This window comes from Shewanella sp. SR44-4, from assembly GCF_014163715.1.
Classification (GTDB): Bacteria; Pseudomonadota; Gammaproteobacteria; order Enterobacterales; family Shewanellaceae; genus Shewanella.
Window position 1 is genome coordinate 1 of sequence record NZ_JACJDU010000076.1, and the last position, 12,037, is coordinate 12,037.

6 protein-coding genes and 1 pseudogene are annotated in these 12,037 nt (G+C 43.0%); 2 read left to right on the forward strand and 5 right to left on the reverse strand.

The window, feature by feature from the left end:
* Positions 1–203 precede the first annotated feature (203 nt).
* The 4 genes from H5125_RS20770 to pabB all read right to left on the reverse strand — a co-directional run bounded on the left by H5125_RS20770 (position 204) and on the right by pabB (position 7,574).
* On the reverse strand, positions 204–2,597 hold the full coding sequence (locus H5125_RS20770; RefSeq protein ID WP_182745297.1) for a TonB-dependent siderophore receptor: 2,394 nt from the start codon (positions 2,595–2,597) through the stop codon (positions 204–206).
* A gap of 267 nt (positions 2,598–2,864) precedes the next feature.
* Complete coding sequence (locus tag H5125_RS20775) at positions 2,865–4,586, reverse strand: phospho-sugar mutase (protein ID WP_182745299.1); 1,722 nt, start codon at positions 4,584–4,586, stop codon at positions 2,865–2,867.
* A gap of 388 nt (positions 4,587–4,974) precedes the next feature.
* On the reverse strand, positions 4,975–5,649 hold the full coding sequence (locus H5125_RS20780; protein ID WP_182745301.1) for a glutathione S-transferase family protein: 675 nt from the start codon (positions 5,647–5,649) through the stop codon (positions 4,975–4,977).
* Between the two features lie 479 nt (positions 5,650–6,128).
* Positions 6,129–7,574: an aminodeoxychorismate synthase component I gene (gene pabB, locus H5125_RS20785; RefSeq protein ID WP_182745303.1), complete on the reverse strand. Its 1,446-nt coding sequence runs from the start codon at positions 7,572–7,574 to the stop codon at positions 6,129–6,131.
* A 138-nt stretch (positions 7,575–7,712) separates the two neighbouring features.
* Between pabB and H5125_RS20790 the strand changes: the two genes are divergently transcribed.
* Together H5125_RS20790 and H5125_RS20795 are read left to right on the forward strand one after the other, a co-directional pair.
* On the forward strand, positions 7,713–9,290 hold the full coding sequence (locus H5125_RS20790) for a fumarate hydratase (RefSeq protein ID WP_011637612.1): 1,578 nt from the start codon (positions 7,713–7,715) through the stop codon (positions 9,288–9,290).
* Positions 9,291–9,487: 197 nt separating this feature from the next.
* Positions 9,488–11,548, forward strand: a complete 2,061-nt coding sequence (locus tag H5125_RS20795; protein WP_392341233.1) for a prolyl oligopeptidase family serine peptidase — start codon at positions 9,488–9,490, stop codon at positions 11,546–11,548.
* A gap of 380 nt (positions 11,549–11,928) precedes the next feature.
* Here the strand turns inward: H5125_RS20795 and H5125_RS20800 are convergent.
* Positions 11,929–12,037: pseudogene (locus H5125_RS20800) on the reverse strand (IS982 family transposase); the annotation flags it as partial.

Here is a 12,037-nt window from a genome sequence, read left to right on the forward strand (position 1 = left end):
CAGTCAGTAAATACAGTCAGTAAATACAGTCAGTAAATACAGTCAGTAAGCATTAGTCCGTTAGCAAGACAACTTAAACTAATGTTATTAGCCAATCGTTTTATGTTCAGCTTGATGTAATGAAAAATGCCAATCAAATATGATTGGCATTTTTGCGTTTCAGCGTGGTTATCGGCTGAAAATACTCACTAATAAATAATCTTTTAGTAGGTATAACGTAGATCTAAGTAATAGTAACCACCGTTAAATCCAAACGGAGTATTGGTCAGTGGGTATACAAATATGCCGTTAAAATTATTATCCTCTGGGCGTTTCTCTGGATAAGTATCAAATAGGTTTTGTACCCCTAACGTCACTGAAAGGTTATCTGTTGCACGGTAACGAGTACTTAAATCAGTGGTCCATCTCGCACCGTATTCTACTTCACTAGATGAATAACCCACGGTATATTCACCGAAATAGCTGAAACGTAAGTTAGTGGTGAAGTCATCATATTGATGAGTAAAACCGATGTTAGCGGTATTTTTCGGATTGGCTTCCGTCATGCGAACGACTTCAATATTATCAAATAGCTCGTCTTCTAATCCATTGAGGATCGAAGGCAAAGAAATTGACTCAATTTCAGTTTCTTTGTATGAGTAAGCAAGGTTTGCTTTTAGGTCGCCGTATTCACCGAGATCAAAACCTTGAGTGATAACTAAGTCTACACCTTGAGTTTTAGTATCAACCGCATTCATAAAGAAACGCGCCGAGTCGGCATTGGTGCCTTCAAGAATGGCAGCAATGGCGGGTGAGCTTTCTTTGTCGATAGAGCCTGACAAAATGATTCTGTCATCAACATTGATTTCATAAGCATCTAATGTCACTGCAAAGCCATTGTCGCCAGTGTAAACAATACCTGCACTATAAGAGTGTGATACTTCCGCTTTAAGATCGGGAATACCTAGCTCAGCTCTAACCGGTGATAACTGGTTAAAGGTACCTGACTCTCTAGGAATAAATTCACCAGTGACCGGATCAGGGTCAAAGAAAGTGGATACGTTGGTAAAATAAAGCTGTTGTACACTTGGCGCGCGAAAACCCGTGTCGGTGGTTAAACGAAGTGCCACTCGGTCTGTTAGCTCATATCGACCAGACAATTTCCAACTGGTATTGCCACCGAAATCTGAATAGTCTTCATATCGAACGGCTGCCGCCCAATAAAAGTCATCGGTGAGTTGGTTTTCAAGTTCGATGTACAAACCAAGGTTTGTACGGTCTTCATCTACTTCAGATTCTTTAGTGAAACCACCAAATCCCTGGCTACCACCCGATTTATCTTGGTAATCGCCTTGGATATAAGACTCTTCTTGGCCAGCTTCAATTTGATAGCCACTTTCGCGCCATGTGATGCCCATTGCCACGAGTAAGTCAGAGTCATTGGCAAAATCGTAGTAGGTTGAAGCATCTAAGTTTAGATTCAGCTCACTGGTTGACAATGTACCAGCATCAAAGCTTGTTGGACTGTTAGGGCCAAGCGAAGCGTTAATGCTGTTTTCAACATTGTATTCAAAGCTGTTGCTACCAAAACCAACTGATGAATCAATTTCCCATTGGCCCAACTCAAACTCATAACCAGTGACTAAAGAGTAATCGATAATCTCTGGGCTAATTTGCGGTAAAAAGCCGTCTGGATACACTTCAATAACGTTACGAGAATCTAACGCACGACGATAAAAAGCGCCTGAGGTTGAGCTGCGTTTGCTAATACCACCAAAGGCATAAAGCTTACCCTTGGTATCTAACCCTTGCTCAGCATTTACAAATAAACCGTAGTTGTCATAATCACTGTCGCCAACATGATGATTTTTACGATCGAATGTGGCTTCACGTGGATCAAGGCTACCGTCTGCTAGGGTCGGGTATTGCTGACGTGGATCAAAACCGGCACGATTAGTTGAATTTTTCTGATGTGCTTCTAAAGACACATTCACAAAGCCGTCTTGGCTAAAACTAAAGCCTTGATTAATGCCTAGGCGTACTTGTTCACCGTCGCCTTCGTAGGTTTGGCCAACCTGGGCGGCAATGCTGCCACCTTCGTCGCTGTCTTTCAGCACGACGTTGATGACGCCAGCAATCGCATCAGAGCCGTATAGCGCTGATGCACCGTCGCGTAAAATTTCAATCCGCTTAATTGAAGTCATTGGAATGGCGTTAAGGTCAACGTTTGATGAACCTTTGCCTAACGTGCCAGCTAAGTGAACCAATGCTGAACCATGGCGGCGCTTACCATTTACCAACACTAAAGTGTGATCAGGTGACATGCCTCGTAAGCTTGCAGGGCGAACCGCGTCGCTGCCATCGGTAATTGACGAGAATGGAAAGCTGTAGCTGGGCGCAGCAAACTGCAATGCCTTGGCAGTTTCGGTGATGCCTGTTGCTTCAAGTTGTTCTGAGGTAATAATATCGACAGGGGTTGCACTGTCTGTGGCGGTACGAAGGGCAATACGCGATCCAATAACCTGAATGCGCTCTAGGTTTTCACCTTCTTCTGCAGCGATTGCTACTGGGGCTGAAATACTGGCAATAACGGCCAAAGAAACGAGACTTTTATACATTAGCAATCCTGCGATAACGTTATGAGTAATTTTGTAACATTATAGGTCATTTTCGCTGGTACATAGGTCGCTTTAATATAGGCTTAGTTAGTTCAATCAGGCATATCTCATGACACTCTGATCTAGTTAAAGGCGATAATTACTCCATTGTGGTTACAATCACCCACAGCCATAAACAAACGCCTGCTACTAGTAACAGGCGTTTAACATTAATTTTGTTAATGAGGCTTAAGTATTGTTAATGAGACTTAATCGCTTTATGAGCCGCTAGCTGGGTAAGCTCGTTTGGTGCGATGTAATAAAGCTCGCCATGGCATCTTCCGCACGAGCTTGTGCCGATGCCCAAGTGTCTGAGCTTGTCATGGTTTCAACCACTTCGTAATAACATTTAATTTTTGGCTCAGTACCCGACGGGCGAACAATGACTCGAGCGCCACCTTCTAAGGCATAAATCAACACATCGCTACTAGGTAAATCAATGGCTTGTTTGCTGCCATCAGCGGCAGTGCGCTGTAGACTTTTTAAATCGTCGGTCGAGACCACCTCATACTCACCAATTTTCACGGGTGGATGTTCGCGTAAATAGGCACCAATATTTGGCGTGTCAGCATTAAGGGCAATACTCACTTGTTTATTAAGGTGAAATCCATGTTGGCGATAAATCTGCTCGAGTTTATCCCAAATGGTTTGTCCATTATCTGCAAGTTCTACAGTCAGTTGGGCAAAGGCCACTAATGCCGATAATCCATCTTTATCCCACACTAAGTTACCAATGGTGTAACCGAGTGCCTCTTCATAAGCGAATAAGAACTGATTGTCAGCTTGGTGCTTGGCAATACCGACATTCATTAACCACTTAAAGCCGGTAAGAGTGGTATAGCTTTGGCTACCAAACTCAGTGGCAATTTTAGACAACAGGCTTGAGGACACGATAGTAGTGCCAGTAAGTTGCTGATTTTTAGGCGCATGGCTGAGTAAGTAATGACCAAATAACACTCCAACTTGATCGCCTGTCAACATTTGGTAGTCGCCATTTTCAGTGCGAGCGGCAACAGCAAAGCGGTCAGCATCAGGGTCGTTGGCACAAGCGAGTGTAGCATGGTGTTTTTTGGCTTCTGCAATCACCAAATCCATTGCGCCTTTTTCTTCAGGATTTGGAAAGTTTACCGTAGGAAAGTCGCCATCAGGTTCACGTTGAGCCGCCACTGAATACACTTGGGTAAAACCAGCATCATTTAATACCGTTTCAGCCATATCGGCACCAACACCGTGCATTGCGGTGTAAGCTAAACTGACCTTGTCTTGTCCGCTGTGGTATTGCAGCTCTTTAGCTTCACGAATTCCTTGGCGATAGGCTTGATAGAAATCGTCTTGTAACCAAGTAAGCTTATCTTGTGAGATAGCATCGTCTAGTGCTAAAAAGGGAATAGTCAGAGTGGCAGCCCGAGTAATTTGGGCGGCTATGCCTGTGTCGTGAGGAGGAATAATTTGTGCGCCATTTTCCCAATAGACTTTATAGCCATTGTATTGTGGTGGGTTATGACTTGCAGTAACCACAATGCCAGCCGCAGCGTTAAGATGTTTTACCCCAAAAGCGACTAACGGCGTGGCGGCAACCTTATAGGTTAAATGCACGTTAATGCCCATAGCGGTTAATACACTTGCGGCATCATGGGCAAAGGTAAAGGAATCATGACGACCATCGTAACCTATCACGACACCACGCTCGGCAGCATTGTCGATTTGCTCGAGTAAGTAAGCCCCCAGACCGGCAGTAGTTTGGCGGATAACCAAACGGTTCATCGCCATAGGGCCAACGCCCACTTCACCTCTTAGCCCTGCAGTGCCAAACGCTAAACGACCTGCAAAGCGTGCCGCTAGTTCTGTTTCATTGCCGTTATCAATTAACGTTTGCAGTTGTGAGCGGGTGTGTGGGTCGGGATCGTTATTGAGCCATTGGTTGATTTGATGTTGAAGATGGGTATTCATGAGTAACCTCATTGATAATCATTTTCAATAACAGTAGGAAAATACCGCCGCAAGAACAAGTAAATTCGTGTCAAAGTGGATAAAAATAACAAATTGTATTCATGATTTATACGCTTAATCTACATGCATAAACGCGATCATTAGCTTATAAACAACCAGTTGCAGCTAAATATCAAACCTAAAAACCGTGTAAATCAACTTTAAAGCTTTATATATAAACTTAAAAACATTGTATAGATAGAAACCTATAGCGTGCACAGTGGCGTTACAGCAAGAGTGGCGTTACAGCAAGAGTGGGGCCACATAGGCAATACAAAAAAGGCTTATGGATATCATCCACAAGCCTTTTATAACGCGATTAAAATACCGCGATTAAAATCTATTTTGCTTAGATAACATAATTTTGTGGGAAAAACGCACGTTTTGCGTCTTCATCAAATTCTGCTTTAAATTGAATGTCTTTACCCATGTTTCTGGCGCGTTCAACTGCAGGACGGTTGTTGATGCTGTTAAACCAGCGTTGAACATTCGGGTAAGTGGCAAGGGCATCTTGGCCTAATACATAGCTGATTTTATCAACCCAACCCCATGCAGCAATATCGACAATGCTCAATTCATCACCGACGATAAACTCACGGTTATCAAGATGTGCGTCAAGTACTTGGTAATGGCGCTGAGTTTCACGTTGATAACGGTTTGTTGCGTAATCTATTTTCTCTGGTGCATGGTGAGTGAAATGGACACATTGACCAGAATAAGGGCCTAAACCAGTGGCGACGAACATTAACCACGAAAGAAGCTCACCACGATTTTCCGGGGTTGCAGCTAATTGACCGGTTTTGTCAGCAAGGTATAAAAGAATGGCATTAGAATCGAATACACGCACGCCGTTATCTTCAATGGCGGGTGTTTTACTGTTTGGGTTAATCGCTTTAAATTCAGCGCTATGTTGCTCACCTTTTAAGGTATCCACTGGCACGAGTTCAAACTCAAGGCCTGTTTCTTCGAGGAACAGGGCAATTTTCATTGGGTTAGGGCCTGGATGGAAATAAAATTTAATCATGTGAACTCCTTAATAAGTAAGAAGTGTATTTAAGCAGGTTTTGAACGAATGCTCAATATGTTTTTGAGCGATCGTTCATGCTTGGAGGTAATTTGAGTGAATATTATAAATAATGGTTTAAAAACACGGATTAAAAAACAGATTCAAGCATAAGGTAATGCTATTAAAATCGATGATTTCTAGAAAGCATTAAGGTTGCTGACCTTTGATAACAAAAGATAATCTGAGCCTAGAATTCATTAACTGAAGTTAACAAGCGTACTCAATATGGGCGCTGTGAGTAAGATAAACCTAGCTTGAGTACTTTCATGGCTTATCCACTTAGATAAGCAACTATTCACTTTTAACTCGTCTAAGCGCTTGCACCATTGAATTAATGCTATTACCGCCATTCTGCTGGTGACAATCTTACTAACGACTATTCTTTACACGCAATCATCTACTCGCAATCATCCACTCCAGTGGGAAGCGTCAGTATATTAATGATTGTCGACCGTTGTTTGTTGCTGATTTAGATTCGCCAACAAAGGTAATATTTTACTGACTTTATCAAAGCTTTCTTGATACTCCGCAGCGCCATTGGAGTCGGCAACAATACCACCACCTGCCCAGCAGTAAATGTGATTATTTTCAGTGACCAAAGTACGAATAGTAATACTGGTGTCCATGTTTCCATTTTGGCTTATATAGCCGATGCTGCCGCAATAAAGGTTACGTCTGGACGGTTCTAATTCTTCAATGATTTCCATTGCGCGGATTTTTGGCGCACCGGTAATTGACCCACCTGGAAAGGCGGCGTTAAGTAAATCGAATGCTGTTTTGTGTGGTGCAAGTGTGGCAGTCACCGTACTGACTAAATGATGCACCGCAGGAAAGCTTTCAATGGCGAATAACGTCGGCACTTTAACCGAGCCTGGGGCGGCGACTTTACCGATATCGTTTCTGAGTAGGTCTACAATCATCACATTTTCGGCACGATCTTTCTCGGAAGTGATTAATGCGCTAGCGGCTTGTTGATCCAAAATGGGATCATGATGGCGCGGCATGGTACCTTTAATGGGTTTAGTTTCGATATATTGATCGTTAAGTTTAATAAAACGTTCTGGTGAGATAGATAACATGCAGTGGTTATCAACTCGCATAAATGCCGAAAAAGGCGCTTGGTTTGCAAAGGATAAAGCACAATAAGCTTGCCATTCATCTCCTTGATATTGAGCTTCAAATCGTTGGGTTAAATTGATTTGATAACAATCACCACTCAATAAATACTGCTGCACTTGAGCAAACTTATGTTGATACTGCTGACTGTCTATCTGATTACTCCAAGCCGTAGTTAATCTGAAAGGCCTTGATGTTATCGCGTTACTGGCTGATTTTTGTATTTTAGATTCAATTAAATTCAACTCAACTTTTAACGTGTCAGATCCACCATAATGGTAAGCATACCAAGATTTATCAACGTAACTGTAGACGAGTGAAAAATCATAAAAACCAATATTCATATCATCAAGATGAATATCTTTAATGGCAATTTGTTGCAGCTTTTCAATATTCCGGCCCAGGTCATAGCCAAATGCGCCCAGGGCTCCGACACTAAATGGATGTTGGCTGTCTTGCGCTGAAGGATATAACCGCGCTTGCAGTTCAGCTAATGTGTTAAAGGGGTTGGCGTGGCGATCTATTTTAATATTGAGTGCTTTGATGGCCGAGTCTTTGGCACTAAATCGACTGATGCCATCGCTGCTGGTTAACGTTGCAATAGGATTAAAGCCGATGATGTCGAATTTGGCATCTTGGTGCGGAGCATTGGCTGAGTCGAGTAATATCGCCCATGGCTGGTGGCTTACCAGTGAAAATAGTTGCTTTGTGTCTATTTTCCAGTCCAGTTTTTGCATGAAGAGTGCGTTTTTTGCCCGCGCAGACATCGATAACCCTTATCTAAAATGTGATGTAGCCCAAAAAGGATGGAAAGAGTATCATATTGGTCTTAATAGTTAATATTAAATCGATTCTAATAAAAACGATAACCATGTTAGGCCGCAATGGCTGCTGGAGCACCCCATATGTCGACGAATACCACATCTCACTCTACAACTCATTCAACTATATCTAGTCAAGCTGTCGTGATTAAACAAGCTGACTTTATTGAAAGTATTGCTGATTCTCTGCAATACATCTCGTATTACCACCCCAAAGACTTTGTTGATGCGATGACCAAAGCTTACGAGCGTGAAGAAAGCGCTGCCGCGAAAGACGCCATTGCCCAAATTCTGATTAACTCCCGTATGTCAGCCGAAGGCAAACGGCCTTTATGCCAAGACACTGGAATTGTCACCACCTTTGTTAAAATTGGTATGTCTGTTCAGTGGGATAAAACTGACATGACAGTTCAAGAAATGGTCGATGAAGGTGTACGTCGTGCTTATACCAATCCAGATAATCCATTACGTGCATCAATAGTGTCAGACCCTGCCGGTGCGCGTAAAAATACCAAAGACAACACACCATCAGTGGTTCATATTGACATGGTTGCTGGTAATCAAATAGAAGTGATGATTGCAGCCAAAGGTGGTGGATCGGAAAATAAATCCAAAATGGCCATGCTTAATCCGTCAGACGATATCGCCGCTTGGGTAGAAAAAACATTACCAACAATGGGCGCGGGCTGGTGTCCACCGGGTATGTTAGGCATAGGTATCGGTGGTACTGCTGAGAAAGCGGCCGTTCTGGCCAAAGAATCATTAATGGACCCTGTTGATATTCATGAGTTGATGGCTCGTGGTGCAGAGACCACAGAAGAAAAGCTTCGTTTAGACATTTTTGAACGCGCAAATAATTTAGGCATAGGCGCTCAAGGGTTGGGCGGACTCACTACAGTATTAGATGTTAAAATTAAATCTGTACCGACTCATGCAGCGTCTAAACCGGTCGTGATGATCCCTAACTGCGCAGCAACGCGCCATGTGCATTTTCATTTAGATGGCACTGGTCCAGTCGATTTAGTACCACCATCTTTATCTGATTGGCCTGAAATCACTCGTGAAGCGGGAGAAAACACTCACCGTGTCAATTTAGATACGGTCACTCAAGCTGAAATCGAAACTTGGAAGAGTGGTGATACCTTATTACTCAACGGTAAAATGCTGACTGGCCGCGATGCGGCCCATAAACGGATTCAAATGTTGCTTGAATCTGGTGAAGGTTTACCTGCAGGTGTCGATTTTACCGGTAAGTTTATTTATTACGTTGGCCCAGTAGACCCAGTCGGTGATGAAGTGGTTGGCCCTGCAGGCCCAACAACGGCAACCCGTATGGATAAGTTCACTGACATGATGTTAGACCAAACAGGCCTAATGGGCATGATTGGTAAGTCTGAGCGTGGTCCTGAAACGGTTGCTTCAATTAAAAAGCACAAAGCAGTGTATTTAATGGCTGTTGGCGGCGCGGCATACCTAGTGTCGAAAGCGATTAAGAAATCACGTGTTGTCGCATTTGAAGATTTAGGCATGGAAGCGATTTACGAATTTGATGTGCAAGACATGCCTGTAACCGTGGCGGTTGATACCAATGGTGTTAATGCGCACGAAACTGGCCCAGCGATTTGGAAAATTAATATCGCTAACAGTAAAGCTAATAAGTAAGCCATCGATAACATTGTGCTTACACATAAGCGATAAGTGTCAATGTGATTAAACGCTCGGGTTTACAGCTTTTTACAAAAGGCTTGTTGCCTGAGCGTTTTGCTTTGGTTAGTCTGCAATATACATTTTATGATTACGTTTGATATTGGCTGTATTTGTGGCCCAAACGTAATACGTTTTATTTAAACAACTGAGACATGATAACAATGAAAAAGTCTTCTGTATTATTCGCACTGGTTGCTGCTGGCATGGCAACATCAGTGTCTGCGGCAGAGCCCGCAGCTTTTAATGTTCAGCAACTGGTTAACTTAAATAAGTTGCATTCAGCGGCCGTATCAAATGATGGTAAAACCATGGTGTACGGCGTAAAAGTGGTTGATGATAAAGGCGAGGGCAACTCAGATCTTTATCTTCTCGATTTGAACGATAAAAATGCTAAGCCAAAGCAACTTACCTCGGCAGCCGGTACTGAACACGATGTCAGCTTCTCGCCCGATGGAAAATCGATTTATTTCCTCGCCACGCGCTCCGGCACCAGTCAATTGTATCAATTGGCCCTTGATGGCGGAGAAGCTATCGCGGTTACTGATTTACCGTTAGATATCAATGGCTACAAATTGTCTAACGACGGTAAGCAAGTTGTTATGACGCTGCGGGTATTTCCAGAGTGTAAAGACTTAGCGTGTTCAAAAGACAAGTTTACTGCCGAAGCTGAACGTAAAAGCACCGGGCGTCAATACAAGCAGTTGATGGTACGTCATTGGGACACTTGGGAAGATAACGCGCGTAATCATTTGTTTGTCGCCTCGCTTAATGGCAACAAAATTACCACCGCGACAAACGTAACAGCGGGCCGTGACACTGAAACACCGCCTAAGCCATTTTCTGGTATGGAAGAAGTCACCTTTACTGCAGACGGTAAGTACGTTGTTTATAGCGCGAAAGCGCCGAGCCGCGATCAAGCTTGGACTACTAACTACGATTTATGGCAAGTGCCTGTAGCTGGCGGTGAAACGGTTAACTTAACCCCAGATAACCAAGCATGGGATGCCCAGCCAACGTTCTCTGCCGATGGCCGTTATCTTGCTTATTTAGCCATGACCAAGGCGGGTTACGAAGCTGATCGCTCCCGCATTATGTTACGTGACAATGTTACTGGTCAGGAAAAAGAAGTCGCACCATTGTGGGATCGCAGCGCGAGTTCATTAAATTTTAGTGCCGATGGTCGTACTTTGTATGTGACAGCACAAGATCTTGGGCAAGTGACCATTTTTGAAGTGAACACTCAGTTTGGTGATGTGCGTCCTATTTACAACCAAGGCAGTAACAGCCTAGTGGCTGTGACCAGTAATCGTCTTATTTTCCAGAAGTCATCATTAGTTGAACCTGGCGATTTATTCAGTGTGTCACTTGAAGGTGAACAACTTAAACAGCTAACCAACGTCAACAGTGAAAAATTAGCTGACATTAAGTTTGGTGATTTTGAACAGTTCAACTTTAAAGGTTGGAATGACGAAACCGTTCATGGTTATTGGATCAAACCTGTTAACTATGAAGAAGGTAAAAAATACCCAATAGCTTACCTGGTACACGGCGGCCCACAAGGCTCATTTGGTAACAGTTTTAGCAGCCGCTGGAATGCTCAGTTATGGGCGGGTGCAGGCTATGGCGTAGTGATGGTCGACTTCCATGGTTCTACTGGATATGGTCAAGCGTTTACCGACTCTATTGGCAAGGATTGGGGCGGAAAACCGCTTGAAGATCTTAAAAAAGGCATGGCAGCAGTTACCGCGCAGCAACCTTGGTTAGATGCTAACAATGCATGTGCACTGGGCGGTTCTTACGGTGGCTATATGATGAACTGGTTCCAAGGTAAATGGAACGATGGCTTCAAGTGTTTAGTCGACCATGCTGGTTTGTTTGATATGCGTTCTATGTATTACGTTACAGAAGAATTATGGTTCCCTGAATATGAATTCGGTGGCCCATACGATCAAAACAAAGAGCTATATGAAAAGTTTAACCCAGTAAACTATGTTGAAAACTGGAAAACGCCGATGCTCGTCATCCATGGTGAAAAAGACTACCGTGTACCTTATGGCCAAGGTCTTGCTGCATTTACCTTCATGCAGCGTAAAGGTATTCCTTCAGAGCTATTGGTATTTCCAGATGAGAATCACTGGATCTTAAATCAAGATAACCTACAGCTATGGTACAAGAATGTACTAGGCTGGATGGATCGTTGGACAGCTAAATAACCTGAAATTGGGATAACAAACGTCTCTCAAACTGCTCTTTGCCTTGCTAACGTATAAGACTATGATCTTTATAATCATATATTTATCTCTTATCCCGAGTTCAGGTTAAATAGTGTGTAGTTTTTCTGTAGAGGGTTTACGCAGGTCTGTATTGAAATAATGGCCTAATCTTCACAGCAGAGTTACTTTCAGAGTTAATTAAAAGAGATGTTGCCACTGGCAACATCTCTTTTTTGTGCCTAAGCTATTGTAGCTTCAGATATTGTGGGTCAAGCCAATCGCAGTTTTACCAGAGGCAATGAGTTATTCATTAGTCAAGGTGATGCTGGAATCGATATATATACTGTTCACCTAAAAAATATACTTAACCTGAGATCGGTTTAAGCCATAACAACAATAGCGCCAAACTCAGCATTCGTAATATTGAGTTGTGGCTTAGTTTCTTTCAGTTGATAGGCAATCAATCCGCCTATCATATTCAACATAAAA

Bases quoted from the DNA above. Each gene is read 5' to 3' on its own strand.
- H5125_RS20770 (WP_182745297.1), bottom strand. From the start codon at position 2,597: ATGTATAAAAGTCTCGTTTCTTTGGCCGTTATTGCCAGTATTTCAGCC.
- H5125_RS20775 (WP_182745299.1), bottom strand. From the start codon at position 4,586: ATGAATACCCATCTTCAACATCAAATCAACCAATGGCTCAATAACGAT.
- H5125_RS20780 (WP_182745301.1), bottom strand. From the start codon at position 5,649: ATGATTAAATTTTATTTCCATCCAGGCCCTAACCCAATGAAAATTGCC.
- pabB (WP_182745303.1), bottom strand. From the start codon at position 7,574: ATGTCTGCGCGGGCAAAAAACGCACTCTTCATGCAAAAACTGGACTGG.
- H5125_RS20790 (WP_011637612.1), top strand. From the start codon at position 7,713: ATGTCGACGAATACCACATCTCACTCTACAACTCATTCAACTATATCT.
- H5125_RS20795 (WP_392341233.1), top strand. From the start codon at position 9,488: ATGATAACAATGAAAAAGTCTTCTGTATTATTCGCACTGGTTGCTGCT.